Origin of the sequence: Pseudoalteromonas sp. AOP31-A2-14 (assembly GCF_052378035.1) — a bacterium.
Classification (GTDB): domain Bacteria; phylum Pseudomonadota; class Gammaproteobacteria; order Enterobacterales; family Alteromonadaceae; genus Pseudoalteromonas.
In genome coordinates this window covers 2,555,001-2,574,201 of record NZ_JBQSXI010000001.1, presented here as the reverse complement: position 1 = coordinate 2,574,201, position 19,201 = coordinate 2,555,001, and the positions used below count along the sequence as shown (strand labels likewise).

Sequence of the window (19,201 nt, the reverse complement as noted above, 5' to 3'; positions counted from 1 at the left end):
AATGCCCTTTTATGAATGTTGAGTTCATAAAAGGGCATGGTGAGGTTAAGAGTAAAACTCTTTATTTCAACCAGGTTGGTAAAATAGCCACTGACTCAGGGGCTGTAAATGAATAGCTTACATCGGCGGAAATATCGCCTCCAGGGCTATTAAGTATATTGTCAAAACGCATCACTAAGCTGTTTGATTTTTCTGCAACATACAAGTGGTTACCGCTATACATAATATCAACTGGGTTACCGAGCATAGTTGCTGGGCCACTGATATTAACACTTATGTTCACCAAGCCTGCTGCATTGCCGGCATTATTAACTACATAAATTTTACCATCTGTAGCATCAGTAGCGCTGCCAACATCTGAAATAATCAACGAATCACTTAACGCATCGTAATCAATACCGTGAATATTGGTAGGTGCAATGAGTGCCGCGCCACCAGATGCTGGAGTGATTAGGCGATCTTCCCCTGTGATTGTCGTCATACCAGCCATAAGCTTGCTTTTCACTTCATCAAACACCGCCACTGTGCCATTGGTTAATGCGACAAAGGCACGGTCTGTTTTAACGTCGTAATCAACATCCCAAGGGATAGCATCAGCTGATGGTGTTAGAGTTAATAACGGGCTAGCATCTCCTGTCGTACAGGTTGAAAAGATTAAAATCCCAGGCGTGGCTGCATTGTTTTCAGCAATAAAAATCATGCCGCTGTCTGAAGCAACATCAATCCCTTTAGGTGAAATAAGCCCCGTGGCGGCGCCTGTAATAATGCTGTCTTGACTAGCATTATAAACTTGACCATCTCGATGTAATGCGACTTTATTTGAGATCACAATCCCGCCCATTGCAGTGCTGCTATCATCGAAGGTTGCGTAGCTGTTACCTGCTTTATCAAAGGTGACACTTTCTACGGCAACACTTGCGTTGTAGCTGCCAAGCTCACTAGTGAGAGGGGCACTTAAACGGCTAATTTGTAAGCGCGTAATTAGCCCCACATACCAATGTTAATGGCACCTATGCATAATTTACTCAGCATATTAACCTGAGGTAATTATGAATAAACAGCAAAAAATAAAACACTGGCAAGGCATTTTTGAGCAGCAAAAATCGAGTGGTTTAGCCATCATTCAATTTTGTCGTGATAACAACATTAACGCATCGACTTTCTATGTTTGGCGTAAACGCCTTTCTGACGAAACGGTAAGGGTTAAAAAGCAACAGGTGATCCCGTTTGTTATTCATGAGCAAGCCTTTACGCAACCTTCAATCATTAAACTCACCACACCAAACGGCTATCAAATAGACTTCGAGTCGACATTAGCTAACCAAACGCTAGCCAAATTATTGAGCGTACTGTGACACCTTGCACACACCAAGTTTACTTGGTCACGGGGTTCACCGACATGCGCAAATCAATCAATGGCCTAAGTATTATTGTCAGCGATACCCTATCTCTCGATCCTTTAAGCCAAGCGTGGTTCGTTTTTTGTAATAAACAACGCGATAAATTAAAGATTTTATTTTGGGATACCAACGGTTTTTGGCTCTATTATCGTCGTTTAGAACAAGGACGATTTCAGTGGCCAAAACAGACTAATGAACACACGGCTATGGGCATCGAGCAACGCCAATTACAGTGGTTGCTATCAGGGTTACCGGTCAGTAATCAAACACGGCACCCGACTTTATCGGGGTTATCGGTGATGTAAATTAATCAGATCGTTTTTTTTACTTGAACGATCTTTCCCATGTGTCATGCTATTAAAATGCCAGACACTATTCTCATCACCGAACTACAAAATCAGCTTGCACTTATGCAGGCTAAGCTTGATGCTTTACAAGAAGATAAGGTTGAAATGCAATCGCGGATTGACCACTTGCTTGCTGAGCTTAAGTTAAGTAAATCCCAAAAATACGGTAAAAAAAGTGAAAAAGCCCCACGGGGCACCTTCAATGAAGCGGAGCAGCATAAAACGACTGAGCCGCCTAAACACCATAAGAAAGGCAAACAAACGCTGGCTGAGCACTTTGAACGAGAAGAGGTTGAGCACACCTTAACCGAGTTAACGTGTCAGTGTTGCGGTGAGCAACTACATCAATGTGGTAGTGAAGACAGCGAACAAGTTAAAATTATTCCGGCGAAAGTCAGCGTCATTAAGCACAAACAATTTAAATATGCTTGCAGACATTGCGAGCATGAACAATTGACCAGTAAAATCATCACCGCGCCTAAACCTAAACAACCGATACCGGGGAGTATTGCCAGTCCCGAGGCATTAGCGGCGGTTGTGACAGGCAAATACTGCGATGCCTTACCGCTTTATCGTTTCGTTGAAATACTGGGCCGTGGCGGCCTTGAACTATCGCGCGGAACATTAGCTAATTGGTGTATTAAAGCGGGCCTGCTAATCAGCCCCTTAGTGGCAGCCATGCAACGTCACTTGCTTAATGAGCACAGTTTATGTGCCGATGAAACCCGTACACAAGTCTTAGATGAAGGTGACAATCCTAGCAGCAATTCCTACATGTGGGTTTATCGCAGCAATGAGGTTAGCCATGAGCCTGTCGTGATTTACGATTACCAAGCAGGTCGAAGTCGCGCTTGCGCAAAAGAATTTCTTGCCGGTTATCAAGGCTATTTACAGTGCGACGGTTACCGTGTTTATGACGGTATTGAAGGCATTACCCCTGTTGGTTGTTGGGCACACGCTAGACGCAAATATAACGATGCCTTAAAAGCAGAGTCGAAAAACAAAGGTCGAGCGCATAAAGCCATCAGCTTTATCAGCCAATTATATAAACTGGAAACCCAGGCTAAAAACAAACAGTTATCCCCTCAAGCGCGGTATCAGTTACGACAAGAAAAAGCCTTACCCATATTAATGCACTTTAAAGCGTGGCTTGATGAAGCCGAAGGTAAAGTAACGGCGGGGAGTTATATTGGCAAAGCGATAAAATACACGCTTAATCAATGGCCGAAATTAATGCGATATAGTGAAGATGGCGAACTAGGGATTGATAATAATATTACTGAGCGAGATATTCGGCCGTTTACCACTGGTAGGAAAAACTGGCTATTCTCAAAGTCAATTAATGGTGCCCAAGCAAGCGCCACACTCTATAGTATTGTGATGACGTGTCGTGCCAATGACATCAATCCTTATAACTACTTTGTGCATTTATTTAAAACGTTGCCGAATCGAGATGAGGGTGATGATGATTTTACCGACCTAATGCCGTGGAATGTGCAGCTAGACTTCGATTATAGCTAAGCGCACTGCTTAAATGCGCGCTTACGCTAATTTGGCCCGTTGTCGGGCCTGCAGAGCTAGGATTGCTACTTACTGCGATACCTAATAGTGACATATTAGCCATTTGGCTATCTGAAATGTCAGCCATCTCATTTGGCATTACTGTTTCGGTAATCGATTCAGGCTTAATGGTGGTTGTGACTGAATCAGGGCTTATATCGCCACTAGGGCCGGAAAATATATTGCTAAATATTAATACCGCATCGTTAGATTTTTCAGCTACGCGTAAATCACTGCCAGTGAGGTTAATATCAACTGGGTTACCTAGCATAGTCGTTGGTCCTGCAATACTACGAGCTACAGCGGTATTGCCATCAGCTTGATCGGCATTATCAATTACAAATAATGCGCCATCGGTTACATCCTCAGCACTGCCCACATCAGAAAGAACAAGCTTATTGGTATCTCCATCTAAGACAATACCATGAATATTGACTGATATTTTTTCACCGGTATCATCACTCGGGGTAATAACTCGAGCGGGGGTTGCAATAAATCCACCATCTACATAGTCATCGTAGACTGCAACATCACCATTAGTTAACGCAACGTATAGGCGATCGTTAATATCGTCATAGGTTACATCCCATGGTTTTGCATCAGTTACCGTACTTGCTAAAGGAGCTACATCACCTGCAGCAGCGCTACCAAAAACAGTAATTTGCATGGCATCAAAGTCAGCTGCAAAAATTAAACCGCGCTGATGAGAAACATGAATCCCTTTAGGAGTTACAAGTGTTGTTGTTGGGCCGGTGATTGAACGGTCGTGATTGTTATCATACATGCCACCATCAGCACGATTCAGTGCATTACAGACCGTAACTAAGCTCCCATTGCCTGCATCACCTGCCTGAATTAGATTTCCTAAACTATCAAAAGCAACACCTTCGTTAGCGTTCGTGGTTAAGGTTTTGAGTGTTGCACTATTTTGATCAATTAAGTTAACAGTGCCACTATTATCAGGGCCATTGTTAGCAAGTATAAACTTTGCAGCGGCAAAGCCTGGGCTACCATCTTGGCCGTCAGCACCACCTGTGCCGTTATTGCCATCAACGCCTTGCATGCCAGAAGCACCGTCGTCACCATCACAACCACTTAAGCCAATTAAAATAGCGAGTGTTAGCGCTGAAAAGCAAGCCTTACGAGCAAAAGATAAAGAGTGAGTGTGATTGGCATTTAAGCCTGATTTAAACATAATCATTATTTTGTACCTTCTCTAATAATCCATCAAATGTGAACAAACAAGTGCTTAAGCTTAGAAATACATAATGCTAACTTTATTAAAAATGATCATTGTAGCGTATTAACTAGATCATTAATTCAATGTAACTGGCATAATAAAAGCATGAACGCTGTGTTCACGGTTAACCTCAATGAGTAAACGTATGAACAGCTAAATTGGATGCAATAAAAATACTTTATTTTAAAAAGCTAATAGATTCAGTAACTAAAAAAGGAGCAATAGCTCCTTTTTATATATCAGAGGGTGATAAACTGTTGGATGGAGTCTAGAATACCTTGGCTGCCTAAGCCCATTTCGTCATGCATTTGATCTTGTGTGCCATGTTTAATAAATTCATCAGGAATACCCAAATTTAAAATGCTTACCTTGGCTTTTTGGCTTGCTAAATATTCATTTACCGAAGAGCCTGCACCGCCCGCAATAGCGTTGTCTTCTAAAGTGACAATCACATCATGCTCGATAAGTAGTGAGTTTATAGCATGAGTATCAAGTGGCTTAATAAAGCGCATATCAATAAACGTAGCGTTTAATTGTTCAGCAGCTAATTTGGCGTTATCGAGTAAAGTACCGAATGACAATATTGCTACTTTTTGCCCTTTTCTAATTAATTTAGACTGGCCAATTTTAATAGCCGTCATTTGTTCAACTATTTCGCATTCACCCGCACTACCACGAGGGTAACGAACAGCGACAGGCTGGTTACACTGATAGCCTGTGTAAAGCATTTGACGGCACTCGTTAGTATCGCTTGGCGCCATTATTACCATATTAGGGATACAGCGGATAAAGCTTAAATCGTATGCGCCTTGATGAGTTTCACCATCAGCACCAACAATGCCTGCTCGGTCAATGGCAAATAGAACCGGTAAATTTTGTAATGCTACATCGTGAATAAGCTGATCGTAAGCGCGCTGTAAAAAGCTTGAGTAAATAGCTACAACAGGTTTTAAGCCTTCACAAGCAAGCCCTGCAGCTAGTGTTACCGCGTGCTGCTCAGCAATAGCAACATCAAAGTACTGCTGCGGAAACTCTTTTGAAAAGCGCACCATACCAGAACCCTCACGCATCGCAGGGGTGATCGCCATAAGCTTACTATCTTCTTGTGCCATATCGCATAACCAATCACCAAATACTTTGGAGAAGGTTGCGGCACCAGGTTTAGATTTTGGTAAGCTTGCAATAGTTGGATCAAACTTTGGTACGCCATGATAACCAATAGGGTCGGCTTCAGCAGGTTTATAACCTTTGCCTTTTTGAGTTTTAATGTGCAGTAATTGTGGACCCTTTAAATTACGCATATTGCGTAGGGTATCAACCAACATATTAACGTCATGACCATCAATGGGGCCGATGTAGTTAAGGCCTAGTTCTTCAAAAAAAGTACCAGGGATAACCATTCCTTTTAAATGCTCTTCCATGCGACTAGCAAGTTCTTTTACAGGAGGGAGACCTGAAAGTATTTTTTTACTACCTTCGCGAATATTTGCATAAAAGCTGCCCGATAAAATGCGTGCAAAGTAACTGTTTAGCGCACCGACATTCTCTGAAATCGACATTTCGTTGTCATTTAAAATGATCAGCACATTAGGGTTAATGTCCCCCATGTGATTCATTGCTTCAAATGCCATACCGGCAGTAATGGCACCATCGCCAATTATAGCTACTGTTTTACGGCCTTTATCTTCTTTTTCAGCGGCAATTGCCATGCCTAAGGCGGCTGAAATTGAGGTGCTAGAATGGCCAACACTAAAGGTATCGTATGGGCTTTCTTCACGAAAAGGGAAGGGGTGTAAGCCATCTTTTTGACGGATAGTATGCATTTGGTCACGACGACCGGTTAATATCTTATGCGGGTATGCCTGATGGCCCACATCCCATACTAACCTATCTTCTGGTGTATTGTAGACGTAGTGAAGTGCCACCGTAAGCTCTACAGTGCCAAGGCCTGATGCTAAGTGACCACTACTTTGCGAAACGGAGTTAAGTAAATACTCACGTAACTCAGTACTGAACGCCGGTAATTTGTTTTGCGCTAAATCGCGTAATTGTGTTGGTTCGTCAACCAAACTTAATAATGGATACTTGCTACTATCAAGTGTCATGATTTTTAATACATCCTTCGCTAACCAACGCATAGTATAACGCAATACGGCGCTGATTTTTTAGTTATTTTATACATCCCACTGGCACTGAATATGTGTGTTTTTAGTGGTTACGTTCGACAATATAATAGGCTAATTGTTCAAGTTCTCGAGTGTCGGCTTCTATTTCATTTAGGGCCGTAATTGCATCAGCTAACAAACTACGTGCCTTTTGTTTTGCGCCTTCAAGGCCTAGCAAGGCTGGGTAAGTGGCTTTATTAGCTTGTGCATCTGAGCCTTGAGGTTTACCAAGTACGCATGTATCACCTTCAATATCAAGAATATCATCTTGTACCTGAAAAGCTAAACCTATCGCTTTACCAAACACATCAAGCTGCTTAAAAGTATGTTCTGTGACATTATTTGCACATAATGCGCCCAATGTAATTGCACAATTTAGTAATGCGCCGGTTTTTAATTGGTGAATATGCTCAAGTTCATCAATCGTTATGGTTTTATTCGTTGCTGCAATGTCAAAAGCTTGACCACCTATCATCCCTTCTAGGCCAGAAGCTTGAGCAAGTTCCGAAATCATTTTCATTTGTTGTGTTGGTGTAACTTTAAACGGGTGATTAGCAATTAAATTAAATGCAAGTGTTTGCAGTGCATCACCGGCTAAAATAGCATGTGCTTCACCATACATGATATGACACGTTGGGCGACCGCGGCGTAGATCGTCGTCATCCATCGCTGGTAAGTCATCATGTACTAACGAATAGCTATGAATGCATTCAATAGCGGCTGCGAGTATATCTAGATCTTGTTTATTTGCTGCGAGCATTTTGCCCGTCGCATAGACTAAAAATGGGCGTAACCGCTTACCCCCATTTAAAATACTGTAATGAGTGGCTGTTTTTAAAGTGTCATCGGTATTAAGCGGCTGCGCAAAGTAGTTTTCAAGTATGGCTGCAACATCAAGCTGAGCTTGTTTTATTTGCTCTTTTATTTGCATTATTTATTCCGTAGTGTTGTCAAAATGAGTTAGTTCAGCCTTACTCTCATTACCCATTAAAATAGAAACTTTTTGCTCTGCTTGTTGCAACTTACTTGAAGATGCGTTGGCTAAAGCAATACCGCGTTCAAATTGTTTTAATGACTGTTCAAGGGAAAGTTCACCTTGTTCCATATCTGTTACGATAGTCGATAATTCTTCAAGTGCTTGCTCAAAACTGAGGTTTTCAGGTTTTTTGATCGCCATACGGATTCAACTTAGCTGTTATTAATATGCAGCCAATTTTAGGGGGAATGCGAAACTAGGTCAAAGACTGATGCACTTTAATAGTGATCTTTATGTAAACATTCATTTTATGAATGCAAGCTTAAACGTTGTGGGGTGGCGATATTCGATTAAAATGATGTTAATAATAGGTGTGCTGTTCATTTTTATATAAAATAATTCAATTAATTCAATAGATTGCCGATATGTAGTTAATAAGAAATGTGTAGAAGTAACATAATGTATCGATTCCTCTGGAGAGGTTAGTGGATTTAGCAACCATTGTCATGTCGATGTTTTAAGCAGCATTGGCTAAGTAGTAAGGTTTTGATAAAAATCGCATGGTAGTTGTAGGCCATGCTGAGACTCGCCCGCTGGTGCTAAATGTAACCGAAGTCGACCGCAGAGGTAACCGACGAGTAGAAATTTCCATACTGCAAGGTAAAGCTAAAGAGTCTGCTCCGATTGATGTAGGGCAATGATGCTTGGCAAAGTACCTATTTTCGCTTAATATTAACTAACATTAATATAATAAGTGTAATTAAGGTGAATATATGAAAAAGCTAAATAAATACAGCTATATGCCTGGTAATGGCGGTGGCGATGATGATAAAAAACCAGATTAAGGTAATTTAAAATTGCCAGATTGGTTCAATTATGGAATTTCAGTTTTAAATATTAGCTGGGTGTTTATTTTAAGTCCGGCTATTTTTGTTTTTTATCTACGAAAAGATTTTTTAGCCTTACGTTTTGTATTAGTGACTGCGGCATTTTTTTTCTATGGTACCTTAATTCATGACACGTTAAGAGAATTAGATGAGCCTTATATTTACCGCTATGTTGTGTGGGCGGCTAACGATTTAATATGGATGGCGTTAATCGCTTACTGGGCAATTAAAGATAAAGTATACCTGTGGCAAGGTGTGCTTGGTCAATTGGTGGTAATTAGCGCGCCTATTTTACAGTTGTTTCGTTTGGTCGACCGTCATCTATGGGATTTATCTTATAGTACCTACCTATATAAAACACTAATGCCGCTGATTAATACAGGCACGGCCATTGTGTGTTACTTACCGCTTATTTACTTATTTATGCAGCGTGATAGAAAACCAGCCAAGTAAAAAATTAGTCTGAGTTTTCAGATTAAAAGCACTGTGCTAAACTACTGTTTATATAAACAGTGAAATTAATGTGCAGCCATGAAACTTTATATTGCCGAAAAGCCATCGTTAGGTCGTGCAATTGCCGATGCCCTACCAAAGCCACATAAAAAGTATGATGGTTATATCGAAGTCGCCAATGGCGACTGCGTTTCATGGTGTATTGGTCATTTGCTCGAGCAAGCCGAGCCGGATGATTACAACACGCAGTTTAAAAAGTGGCGCTTTGATGACTTACCTATCGTCCCCGAGCAATGGCAGTTAAAAGCTAAAGCTAAAACCCGCAAGCAACTTACGATACTAAAAAAATTAATAAAACAGGCGGAAGAACTTGTCCATGCTGGCGATCCGGATCGCGAAGGTCAATTATTGGTTGATGAAGTGATTGAACAAGTAAAACTATCAAAAACCAAAAAGCAGCAAATTCAACGTTTATTAATAAGTGATTTAAATATTAGTGCGGTAAAAAAAGCACTGCATGCTATGCGCGCCAATAGTGACTTTATCCCGTTAAGTGTTTCTGCGCTTGCCCGCTCTCGTGCCGATTGGTTATTTGGTATGAACTTAACACGTGCCTATACTTTGGCTGGGCAAAAGGCGGGGTTTGGTAATGTGCTGTCAGTGGGGCGAGTACAAACACCTATTTTAGGGTTGGTAGTCAATCGCGATAATGAGATTGCTAATTTCGTTGCTAAACCCTTTTATGAAGTGTTAGCGCATGTAAGCACTGAAGAAAGGCAAGCTTTTACGACTAAGTGGCAACCCAGCAAAGCCTGTGCGCCTTATCAAGATGAAGAAGGAAGAGTGCTTCATCGTGGGCTTGCTGAAAATGTTGCTTCGCGAATTACTGAGCAACCCGCTGAAGTGACGTCACTTGAACAAAAGCAAAAAAAGCAGCAAGCGCCATTACCTTATAATTTATCTGCTTTGCAAATAGATGCAGCAAAGGCATTTACTATGCCAGCGCAAAAAGTATTAGATACTTGCCAAAGTCTCTATGAGCGTCATAAGTTAATTACCTACCCGCGGTCAGATAATCGCTATTTACCGAAAGAACACTTTCAAGAAGCAGCTAGTATTATTAAAGCTATAGCTAATAATGGTGGGCAGGGTAGTGAGCTGTGTAATAACGCGGATGTAAAAAAACGCAGTAAATGCTTTAATGATGCAAAGGTTGCCGCACACCATGCAATTATACCTACTGTAAAACAGCTACAATCAACTGTTTTAAGTAGTGATGAAGCTAAGATTTACCGCTTAATTAGCCGTCATTATCTTATTCAGTTTTACTCAGACTATGTTTTTAATGAGACAAAAGTTGAAGTGTGTATTGCTGGTGGTTTATTTAAAGCCAATGCAAAGCAAGAAGTGAGTTTAGGCTTTAAAGCGTTAATGGGAAAAACAGGGCTTAACGAACAGCAAACACTACCTCCTTTAACGAAAGGTCAGCAGTTACATTGTGCGAAAGGAGAAGTGATTGATAAAATGACCAGTCCGCCTGCACACTTTACTGATGCCACTTTACTAAGTGCAATGACAGGTATAAGCCGTTATGTTAAAAATATAGAAATAAAAAAGATTTTAAAAGAAACTGATGGCTTAGGAACCGAAGCGACAAGAGCAGGTATTTTAGAGCTTTTATTTAAACGCCGTTTTTTAGAGCGCCAAGGAAAAACTATTTTAGCAACTGCGACAGGTACAGCGCTTATCAGTGCTTTACCTGAGGGGTTAGCCAGCCCTGATTTAACCGCAAAATGGGAAGCCTCATTAGGAAATATCGCTGATCAACAAATGAGTTACCAGCAATTTTTAACCCCCTTATTAAACGACCTTAATAGCTTTGTAGAGCAGGCTAAACACTGCAATAGCGATGTTTTTGCCCAATTACCAAAAACGGCGCAAAAGCGGCGTTTTAGTAAAGGAGGTAAAAAAACGCCTTATCGAAAATCAACCTATAAAAAAACAACGAATAGTCGCGCTAGTAACGCCTAGCAAAAGCCGCCAACAGCGTTAGTTTAATTGGAACTAAAAACAAGGCAGGTTTAAAGCAAAAGTAAGCAATGTTTAAGAGCGTTTTGTTATTTAAACTTTAGCAATGTAACAGCAATCACTTAAAAAAGCGTAGGTGATTAGTGATGTGATACAAATGATTCGGGTAAGTTAAATTAGAGGTAATAAACAGGCGTTTTTTCAAGTACAAATTATGTAAATAATAGACTATCTCTGATCTTATCAATTAGCAGGTGTAGGGGCTTTGTCATCGCTTTATCACTGTTATAATTTAACAAGTTACTATGTAATGAGGTTTACCACGTGAATGATAAAATAAAACCGAAGCTTGCTATTGCGCTACTTGCCGCTGGCGAGGCTTCGCGTTTTGGTTCGCCTAAACAATTGGCTTACTATAAAGACCAAACACTAATTGAAAGACGTATTGCTTTACTCGAAACTATAAATTGCGACTTTATGGTAATTACAGGGGCGCATCATCCGGTTATTTATTCGCATTTAAGTCGCATAGCTAAAGAGCATTATGTAATTTTTAATCCAGATTGGCAGCAAGGGATGTCGAGCTCTATTAAAACGGCAGTTACCCATTGTCCTTCGCACTGCGAAGGGCTGATGTTTATTACTGTTGACCAAATACTTATCACACAAGAAGATATGCAAGCGCTAATAGATTGCTGGTATGAAGATTCGATGCATATCACGTGTTCAAAATACGCCGATCACCAAGGTGTGCCTGCTATATTTCCTATAGACTACTTCTCAAGCTTACTTGATTTACAAGATGATAAAGGAGCTAGAAATCTAATTAAATCATCAAATAATGTTAATTCAGTTTTGTTACCTAATGCTGAGCTTGATATAGATACCGTGGCGCAATTGAAGCAACAAAACAGTTAAATCAACCTTTATTAAAGGCCAAGGCGTGAAACTTAGCAATAATTGATAATGCAATACTCGTAGGCAAGTCACCTCCTATATCCAGTCCTGCAGGGCCAGATAAGTTAGGCTTTATAGCTTTCGGATTAATGCCGCTGGCTGAGACAACATCTTTATATCGTCTTTTAGGGCCTAGCAAGGCGATATGATTAATATCAGTGTCTGCTAATGCAGTCAGTGCTTGCGCATCTAATTCTAAATTATGCGACATAAGAATAGCAAAGTTAACTTTTCGTTTAATTGCATACTGAAATAATTCACTGTGTGGATCTTTTAAAATGCTATCTGCGTTAATGAAGTCATTTTTATTGGCATATGCAGCTCTTGGATCCCAAATAGAGACCTGCCAGCCAAGTTGTTTGGCAAGTTGACATACTGGCGCTGCATCTTTGCCTCCACCACAAATTAGTAAATGAATTTTTGGAGTTATGTCTACGGTGAGTTGCGTTTTGTTAGAGCTGTTAACGTAACTGCAAACGGTGTTTGTTTGATTATCATAATCTAAACCGAAACGAACACTTTTGCGCTGTTCTAAGTTGTTGAGTATTTCATTGAGATGTAAATGGTTGTTTTTGTCGTTAAGGGGAATAAATTTTATCCAGACTATACCGCCACAACCCATTTGATAGGAGGCGTCATTTTCATCTCTACCATCATATTCTTTGGTCATCACCTTCTCTAAGGCAAGGGATTTCCTTGCCATTAACCGAATATTGGCTTCAAGGCATCCGCCACTTAATACACCTAATTGTTCACCTTCTTGGTTAACAAGCGTGAACGCTCCGCGCTTGCGGTAGCTGTGACCTTGGCAGTCAACAATTATAGCCATAGCCCATGTGCTTTTAGGGTTGTGGTTTTGCCAAGCAGAGAGTACGTCATGGGTGTCAAGAGTGTTAGCAGGTAGCATTATGTATGATGGCTCGTAAGTATTGTGGTTAGAGAATAAATTGTATCTATCGTTATTAAAACTGTTGCTTTTTAATTTGGTTTCAATCTATGCATATATTTGGTCAACAAACTGCCTATGAACTTTATGTGTTTCATAGGCAGTTTATGGCTAAAGAGTTAAGCTTTTAGCTGATCACCAATAGGTAACTGCCTAATGCGTTTACCGCAAGCGGCAAAAATAGCGTTGCAAAGCGCTGGGGCATAAACGGGCGTCGCAGGCTCCCCGACTCCTGCAGGAGGGGCATCACTTTGAATAATTTCTACGTCTATTTCTAATGGGCTATCGCTCATTCGAGGGACGCGATAATCATGGAAGTTACTTTGTTGTACTCGGCCTTTATCAAAAGTGATACCTTCACTAATCGCCGCGGTGATACCAAAAATAGAACCCCCTTGTACTTGGTTGATGACGGTATCGGTATTAACAACCGTTCCCGCATCAATACTTGCCCATGATTTTATGATTTTTAGCTCTCCACTGTCAGAAACCTCTACTTCAACTACAGTCGCTACATAAGTTAAGAAACTACGATGTGCAGCAATACCTAAACCTCGACCTTTAGGCAGTTTTCTGCCCCACTTACTCATCTCAGCCACTTTTTCAATAACATGGCGCAGCCTAGCAATATCTAATGGATAAACCGCTTTATCGCCTCCGTAATTATCATATTCGGCATTTTGCTCTGTTACATCTAAGATTCGATCAGGACCTATGGTTTCAAGTAAGTAGTCTTTTTGATCGCGACCAGCTTTGTGTGCGGCTTCGCCGATGAATGACTGAATGGCAAAAGCATGGAAAATATTCGAAACCGAGCGCATCCAACCAATTCTCGTTTTAGCAGCAGCTTCGCCGTTTTCTAACTTCATATTGGGTGTGTTGATAGGGTTATCGGTAAAACCTAAACGTAACTCAAAGCTACCTGGCGTGGTGGCACCTTCTTGAAAGGTTGATGCTATTGGCGAAAATGCAGTACGATGTAAGTAGGCTTCAATTGCCCCGTTTTTATCTAGCGATGCTTCAATGTGCTGCGCCGAAACTGCATGATAAAAACTATGTTGTATGTCGTCTTCACGCGTCCATTGCACTCGGATAGGCTGACCAGTTTTCATTGAGAGGTAAGCTGCTTCTGCTGAAAAGTCAGGCTTAGACTTTCGGCCAAAGCCTCCACCTAGCATAGTGACATGAACGTTAATCTGCTCTTTTTGCATGTTGACCATCGCAGCAACGGTACTCATATCTGCTTGTGGATTTTGAGTCGCAGCCCATACATCAACGTGATCTTTGTAATACATTGCAGTTGCACAAGGCGGCTCCATTGGCGCTTGAGTCAAATGAGGGGCATAGTAGTCGGCTACTAACTTATCAGTTGATTTAGCTAATATGTCAGCGGCATCTCCAACTTCTCGCACGGAATTTTGAGGCGAAGCGACGGTAGCTAATAAGCTTGCTTTGAATGTTTCAGAGTTATAGTCGCCGTTTTTACCATCATCCCATGTTATCGTTAGCGCTTTTCGGCCTTTCATGGCAGCCCAGGTATTTTTGGCAATAATAGCAACACCGCCTTTGGGCTGAAATAATGGCGTTCCTTTTGATGCTGGGATCTCGACGATATCTACCACACCATCTATGGCTTTAGCAGCTTTAATATCAAAGCTTTTAACTTTGCCGCCAACTACGGGAGGGCGGGCAATCACAGCGATTAATGCTTTAGGTTCTAATACATCGGCAGCAAATGTCGCTTTACCTGTTACAAGATCTTTTAAATCAATATGCGCCATTGCAGTATTAATATAACGCCACTCGCTGCGCTTTTTAAGGGGAATTTGATCCGTTTGTGGCGGTGTTATGTTTAGCGCATCATTTACTAACTCTGCGTAGGTCAGGGTTTTTCCGGAGCTATGAGTAACAACATGCTGCTCTGCTATACATGAATTTAAAGGTACACCCCAGCGGGTTGCCGCTGCTTGTTGCATAAGGTATCGAACACTTGCACCCATTTCACGCAAACGTTGCATATTGTAACGAATACTGCGTGAACCATCGGTATTTTGGTCGCCATACTTAAGGTCGCCTTTACCTTGTATAACTACCACTTTGTCCCATGCTGCTTCCATTTCATCAGCTACGATTTGTGCGATGGCAGTACGGATCTGCTGGCCCATTTCAGAGCGGTGACAGGTAATTTCAACTATGCCATCAGGACGTAATGCAACAAATAAATTAGCCTCTTTAGCAGACTCCGATGGTTTTGTAAGTACTCCAGCCATGGCTCTAGGTGCAGCACCAACAAAACAAGTACCTAGTACTAAAGCGCCTACAGCGGCACTGGACTTTAAAAACCCCCGGCGTGTTAAATCAAAATATTGACTCATGCCTTTTCCCCTTTTTTCTCAGGAACATAATGCTCAACACCCGCCATTACTTTTGATGCAGATTTAATTGCTTTATGAATACGGGGGTAAGTGCCGCAGCGGCAAATATTACCAGACATACTCTGTACGATTTCTTCATCGCTAGGCGTCGGGTTACTTGCCAGTAAACTTGCTGCCTGCATCATTTGGCCGCATTGACAGTAGCCACATTGAGGAACTTTATGCTCTAACCATGCTTGTTGAACGGGATGCTCGCCATCATCACTTAAGCCTTCTATCGTCGTTATTTTTAAGCCTGAAACAGCGGAAATTGGCAATATGCATGAACGTTGCGCAACACCATCAATATGGACAGTACATGCACCACATTGAGCCATACCACATCCGAACTTAGGGCCTATTAACTGTAGCTCATCTCGTAAATACCATAGTACGGGAGTAGTTGGATCACCTGCAAACTCACGAGTTTTACCGTTGACGGTCAACGTAATCATGATTATATCTCCATTGTTTTAAGTAAATGATAGCGGCTCGCCTTGCCTGCCTGATGGGTTGTTATTAATATTAGGTCTATTAGCCTTTTTGGGTAGAAACCTACCACGGCTAGCGCATTTTAATCCCAGACTCTAGCAGGGTTGAGCGGTAATCATCGTCTAGCCCTGCCATTTTCTTTTTCCTCGCCATACTTGCTGACTTAGATGCATCTTGTTTAAAAAGCGCCATGGCTATCTTTCGCATTACATTAAACATTAATGGCCCTTGAAGTTTGCGTATTCTCGATTCATCTTCTCTGAAGTTCATATCAAGCATCCAATGCATGCTTTCAACCTGCCAGTGACTGCGTACTGCATTGAGTGCTTGCGCTGCATTTAAGTCTAATGAACTTATATACCAGCGTGTTTCAGTGGTATCCGACCCTGCCGACTTATCATGAACTTCAGCCCTGACCTTAATAATACTCGTTAAGCCAGGCCAACGATAATCCTTGCCTAGCCAGCTTTTATCTATAAGTAACTGCTGGCATGTACGTGTTTCAACACGCCCATGTCCTGAGCTTATTTCGGTATGTTCATCACAATTATGCTTAGTTAACCTTTCACGCTCGCACTTGTGCCACCACGCTTCTAGTTCCTTTTGCATGCCTGAATGATTACCTTTAAGTGCAAGAATATAATCTGCTTTTTGTTGGATGATTTGTTTTGCTATTTCTTGTTGGCATCCCATCGCATCTAACGTAATGATACTGTTTTCAATATCGAGCAGGGTGAGTAATTCTGGTATTGCGGTGATTTCATTTGTTTTATTATCAACAGCCGTCTGCCCAAGCACTAACTGGTGTTGGCAACTCCATGCACTGACCGTGTGTAAGGCACTTTTTCTGTCTTTTGTGGTAAATGAACGCCGTGCGGTTTTGCCATCGATAGCGATGATATCTGCACCTGTAGTTTCAATCAGTGATGATATCCAAGATTGAAATGCCCTTTCTATTTCATTTGCTTTTAACCGACACATGACGCGAGCAATCGTGTCATGTTTTGGAATTCCTGCGTTGAACGTGCCGTATTTTTTTAACCAATCAAGCTTTAGGTGCCCAAAGTCTTCAATATCTTCCCATCCTTCTGCACCAGAGAGTACAGCGCTAATAGCAAGGAGAAGAATATCGATAAGTTCATGCTTTTTACAACGTTCAATGCGAGGATCTGTAATTGAATTAAAATGTTTCAGAAAAGTAGTGCTCATATTTATGCGACCAAGTAATTATTATGCCTTGATCTGATCACTACTTGCTCTATAAGTTCAATTTATAATGATCTTGCCGTGAGAAACCTACTTAATCAAAGGCAATTTAATCGTAGCACAAGATTTGTAACCGAATAAGTTAAGTCAAAATCAAGCAATAAAAGGTAATTTGTCCTTATGCAAAACTAGACGCACAGCATATGTTTGGTATTTCTGTTGATTTTACCCTCTGTATAATAAGGAACAATCATACTACGTAGGCTCTGCCTTGACTAAAAACCTAGCGAATTTACTGCAAATTTAATTGCGAAATATTAATAGACCCTCGTATAGTACTAAAGTTAACACTTAATTTACAGGCGATTAAACCCGCAAATCTTGTTAGTCACCTAGATTATGGTTAATTAATAAAAAGTTTTTCATAAGTACAAATCAAGGTAGCGATTCCTGGTACTATTTTGTCTAAGTTCAGAGCCAAGGTGTTGGCTGATACAAAGGGAGTCGATAATAATAGCGTGGTATATAAACTAAGTTATTTCATAAAGGACCTTTAGACTTGTAATTGCTATCTATGCCACCATATAAAACTCTAAATACTCTGATATGGCAATCAATCGTAATGAATAATATGGTCAATGTTAATCCTCAAAACCTACAGCAAGTGTTAGGTGAAACCTCACAAGAAAAGCTAGTATTACTTAGCTTTTACTCGGCACAAAGCCCTGAATGCCAATCTCAAGCCATTATTTTAGATAAAATCGCGAGTGAATATGGTGAGCATTTACTAGTAGCTACACTCGACTGTGATACAGAGCAAGCGCTTGCATCACAATTAGCACAGCAAGTTGGCTTGCAAACATTACCAACGTTGGTTTTCTTAAAAGATTCAGCACCTGTTGATATGCTACCTGGCGCGCAAACTGAGCAACAAGTGCGTGAAGTATTAGCCAAGCACCTACCGGCACAATCTGAACTATTACTAGAGCAAGCTAAGCAAGCACTACTTGCACAAGACCTCAATAGTGCCTTTACTTATGCTAAGCAGGCTTATGAATTAGATAGTACCCACACTCGGGTTAAATTAGTGCTTGCTGATATATGTATTCAAATACATAAATTAGATGATGCGCAAGCCCTACTTGATTCCGTAGCTGAAAATGAGCGAGATGCTTATTACACTAATATTAGTGCTAAGTGTAAGCAAGCACTTGAAGTAACTGACTCACCAGAAATTAAAGCTAAGCAAGCACAAGTTGAAAAATCCCCTAACGATCTTGATCTAAAAATAGAGTTTAGTAGTTTATTAAATGAAGCAGGCCGAAAAGAAGAAGCACTTGAAGCGTTGTTTATTGTACTCAAGAAAGATTTAAACTTTAATGGAGCTAAAGCAAGCTTTTTAGCTATTATTGCCACTCTCCCAGATGGTGACGCATTAGCAGCTAAATATCGTCGTAAGTTATATAGCATCTTGTATTAACATTTATTGCTAATAATATTATAAAAGCACCTTACTTTAAGGTGCTTTTTGTATTTAGAGATATCGTTAAAGAAGTATCTTGAGTTTTAAAGAGACAAATACAAGAGTTGTCCACAGGGTTTTGTGAGTAACTTGTGGTTATCATCTTTGTATCTTTGGGGTAAAAAATAAATGTAAAAAAGGGAATAAAAACGCTTGCGTAAAAATCTGTCCTCCCTATAATGCGACCCCACTGACACGGCAGAGCAGGCAACGCTTAGCGAGGCAAGCAGCAAGTCAGTGAGTCGAGTAAAACTTGAGTTTAGATTTTTTAGAAAGTTTAAAATTAAGTATTGACAAAAAAATAGGAAAGCGTAATATGCGCAGCCCTAGCGAGGTAAAGCAAAGCGCTTTAATCGCAACGTTCTTTAACAATATAAAGCAATCATCTGTGTGGGCACTCGTACAGATTGAGTTCTAACAGCCGATTCTAGTTCGCTAGATGAGGCAAAAAATTTAGAGTCTCAATTGAACTGAGTGACCAACGGAATAAATTTATTTATTCAGCACAGTCAATTCAATATCGAAAGATATTAAATAAATTCAGAATTCATTGAGCATGTCCGCTCCCTTTATGGGAAGGACAGAAAAAACTTTTAATTGAAGAGTTT

The 19,201-nt window shown here is 40.7% G+C and carries 15 protein-coding genes, 1 rRNA gene and 2 pseudogenes (1 of these 18 running past the window's edge); 9 read left to right on the top strand and 9 right to left on the bottom strand.

All coding sequences use genetic code 11. From position 1 onward, the window contains the following. Positions 1-61: 61 nt before the first annotated feature. Positions 62-970 (bottom strand): annotated as a pseudogene (locus tag ACT3S9_RS11930) (hypothetical protein); the annotation flags it as partial. A 79-nt stretch (positions 971-1,049) separates the two neighbouring features. Here ACT3S9_RS11930 and tnpA point away from each other — a divergent pair. From tnpA to tnpC, 3 genes are read left to right on the top strand one after another with little or no spacing between them, the layout of a single operon-like run. Beyond that, positions 1,050-1,355: an IS66 family insertion sequence element accessory protein TnpA gene (tnpA, locus tag ACT3S9_RS11925; protein WP_301563154.1), complete on the top strand. Its 306-nt coding sequence runs from the start codon at positions 1,050-1,052 to the stop codon at positions 1,353-1,355. Further along, entirely contained in the window at positions 1,352-1,705 is a 354-nt protein-coding gene (gene tnpB / locus ACT3S9_RS11920; protein WP_301563133.1) for an IS66 family insertion sequence element accessory protein TnpB, read from the top strand. The genes tnpA and tnpB overlap by 4 nt, the downstream gene beginning before the upstream one ends. 39 nt (positions 1,706-1,744) lie before the next feature. Then, positions 1,745-3,268 carry an IS66 family transposase gene (gene tnpC / locus ACT3S9_RS11915; protein ID WP_443489209.1) on the top strand — a complete coding sequence of 508 codons (1,524 nt, stop codon included), beginning with the start codon at positions 1,745-1,747 and terminating at the stop codon, positions 3,266-3,268. Here tnpC and ACT3S9_RS11910 read toward each other — a convergent pair. The 4 genes from ACT3S9_RS11910 to ACT3S9_RS11895 all read right to left on the bottom strand — a co-directional run bounded on the left by ACT3S9_RS11910 (position 3,219) and on the right by ACT3S9_RS11895 (position 7,889). Beyond that, positions 3,219-4,508, bottom strand: a complete 1,290-nt coding sequence (locus ACT3S9_RS11910; protein WP_444750953.1) for a hypothetical protein — start codon at positions 4,506-4,508, stop codon at positions 3,219-3,221. The genes tnpC and ACT3S9_RS11910 overlap by 50 nt on opposite strands. Positions 4,509-4,786: 278 nt before the next feature. After that, positions 4,787-6,652, bottom strand: coding sequence for a 1-deoxy-D-xylulose-5-phosphate synthase (gene dxs / locus ACT3S9_RS11905; protein ID WP_441835876.1), 1,866 nt, complete (start codon positions 6,650-6,652; stop codon positions 4,787-4,789). A 103-nt stretch (positions 6,653-6,755) separates the two neighbouring features. Next, the gene (gene ispA / locus ACT3S9_RS11900; protein ID WP_441835875.1) at positions 6,756-7,643 is read right to left on the bottom strand and encodes a (2E,6E)-farnesyl diphosphate synthase; all 888 of its coding nucleotides are present in this window, start codon (positions 7,641-7,643) and stop codon (positions 6,756-6,758) included. Between the two features lie 3 nt (positions 7,644-7,646). Beyond that, positions 7,647-7,889 carry an exodeoxyribonuclease VII small subunit gene (locus ACT3S9_RS11895; protein ID WP_441835874.1) on the bottom strand — a complete coding sequence of 81 codons (243 nt, stop codon included), beginning with the start codon at positions 7,887-7,889 and terminating at the stop codon, positions 7,647-7,649. A 341-nt stretch (positions 7,890-8,230) separates the two neighbouring features. Between ACT3S9_RS11895 and motB the strand changes: the two are divergent. The 4 genes and pseudogenes from motB to ACT3S9_RS11875 form a co-directional block, all read left to right on the top strand. Further along, a pseudogene (motB, locus tag ACT3S9_RS11890) lies at positions 8,231-8,389 on the top strand (flagellar motor protein MotB); the annotation flags it as partial. Positions 8,390-8,545: 156 nt separating this feature from the next. Further along, positions 8,546-9,028 carry a hypothetical protein gene (locus tag ACT3S9_RS11885; RefSeq protein WP_441835873.1) on the top strand — a complete coding sequence of 161 codons (483 nt, stop codon included), beginning with the start codon at positions 8,546-8,548 and terminating at the stop codon, positions 9,026-9,028. Between the two features lie 78 nt (positions 9,029-9,106). Next, complete coding sequence (locus ACT3S9_RS11880; RefSeq protein WP_441835872.1) at positions 9,107-11,059, top strand: DNA topoisomerase III; 1,953 nt, start codon at positions 9,107-9,109, stop codon at positions 11,057-11,059. A 321-nt stretch (positions 11,060-11,380) separates the two neighbouring features. Then, entirely contained in the window at positions 11,381-11,974 is a 594-nt protein-coding gene (locus ACT3S9_RS11875) for a nucleotidyltransferase family protein (RefSeq protein WP_441835871.1), read from the top strand. A 1-nt stretch (position 11,975) separates the two neighbouring features. Here the strand turns inward: ACT3S9_RS11875 and ACT3S9_RS11870 are convergent, their stop codons facing one another. The 4 genes from ACT3S9_RS11870 to ACT3S9_RS11855 form a co-directional block, all read right to left on the bottom strand. Further along, on the bottom strand, positions 11,976-12,920 hold the full coding sequence (locus ACT3S9_RS11870; protein ID WP_441835870.1) for an XdhC family protein: 945 nt from the start codon (positions 12,918-12,920) through the stop codon (positions 11,976-11,978). Positions 12,921-13,078: 158 nt separating this feature from the next. Continuing rightward, a complete protein-coding gene (locus tag ACT3S9_RS11865) occupies positions 13,079-15,334 on the bottom strand; it encodes a molybdopterin cofactor-binding domain-containing protein (protein ID WP_441835869.1) in 2,256 nt (751 codons plus the stop codon). Next, complete coding sequence (locus ACT3S9_RS11860) at positions 15,331-15,828, bottom strand: (2Fe-2S)-binding protein (RefSeq protein ID WP_441835868.1); 498 nt, start codon at positions 15,826-15,828, stop codon at positions 15,331-15,333. The genes ACT3S9_RS11865 and ACT3S9_RS11860 overlap by 4 nt, the downstream gene beginning before the upstream one ends. Before the next feature lie 109 nt (positions 15,829-15,937). Next, positions 15,938-17,074, bottom strand: coding sequence for an ISAs1 family transposase (locus ACT3S9_RS11855; RefSeq protein ID WP_008466968.1), 1,137 nt, complete (start codon positions 17,072-17,074; stop codon positions 15,938-15,940). Positions 17,075-17,693: 619 nt separating this feature from the next. Between ACT3S9_RS11855 and ACT3S9_RS11850 the strand changes: the two genes are divergently transcribed. Then, a complete protein-coding gene (locus ACT3S9_RS11850; RefSeq protein ID WP_444511498.1) occupies positions 17,694-18,551 on the top strand; it encodes a tetratricopeptide repeat protein in 858 nt (285 codons plus the stop codon). A gap of 636 nt (positions 18,552-19,187) precedes the next feature. Further along, positions 19,188-19,201, top strand: a 16S ribosomal RNA gene (locus ACT3S9_RS11845); it runs 1,522 nt beyond the window's last position.

What these genes read in the sequence shown, in the direction of transcription:
- tnpA (WP_301563154.1), top strand. Translation starts at nt 1,050, where the DNA reads ATGAATAAACAGCAAAAAATAAAACACTGGCAAGGCATTTTTGAGCAG.
- tnpC (WP_443489209.1), top strand. Translation starts at nt 1,745, where the DNA reads ATGTGTCATGCTATTAAAATGCCAGACACTATTCTCATCACCGAACTA.
- ACT3S9_RS11910 (WP_444750953.1), bottom strand. Translation starts at nt 4,508, where the DNA reads ATGATTATGTTTAAATCAGGCTTAAATGCCAATCACACTCACTCTTTA.
- dxs (WP_441835876.1), bottom strand. Translation starts at nt 6,652, where the DNA reads ATGACACTTGATAGTAGCAAGTATCCATTATTAAGTTTGGTTGACGAA.
- ispA (WP_441835875.1), bottom strand. Translation starts at nt 7,643, where the DNA reads ATGCAAATAAAAGAGCAAATAAAACAAGCTCAGCTTGATGTTGCAGCC.
- ACT3S9_RS11895 (WP_441835874.1), bottom strand. Translation starts at nt 7,889, where the DNA reads ATGGCGATCAAAAAACCTGAAAACCTCAGTTTTGAGCAAGCACTTGAA.
- ACT3S9_RS11880 (WP_441835872.1), top strand. Translation starts at nt 9,107, where the DNA reads ATGAAACTTTATATTGCCGAAAAGCCATCGTTAGGTCGTGCAATTGCC.
- ACT3S9_RS11870 (WP_441835870.1), bottom strand. Translation starts at nt 12,920, where the DNA reads ATGCTACCTGCTAACACTCTTGACACCCATGACGTACTCTCTGCTTGG.
- ACT3S9_RS11865 (WP_441835869.1), bottom strand. Translation starts at nt 15,334, where the DNA reads ATGAGTCAATATTTTGATTTAACACGCCGGGGGTTTTTAAAGTCCAGT.
- ACT3S9_RS11860 (WP_441835868.1), bottom strand. Translation starts at nt 15,828, where the DNA reads ATGATTACGTTGACCGTCAACGGTAAAACTCGTGAGTTTGCAGGTGAT.
- ACT3S9_RS11855 (WP_008466968.1), bottom strand. Translation starts at nt 17,074, where the DNA reads ATGAGCACTACTTTTCTGAAACATTTTAATTCAATTACAGATCCTCGC.
- ACT3S9_RS11850 (WP_444511498.1), top strand. Translation starts at nt 17,694, where the DNA reads ATGAATAATATGGTCAATGTTAATCCTCAAAACCTACAGCAAGTGTTA.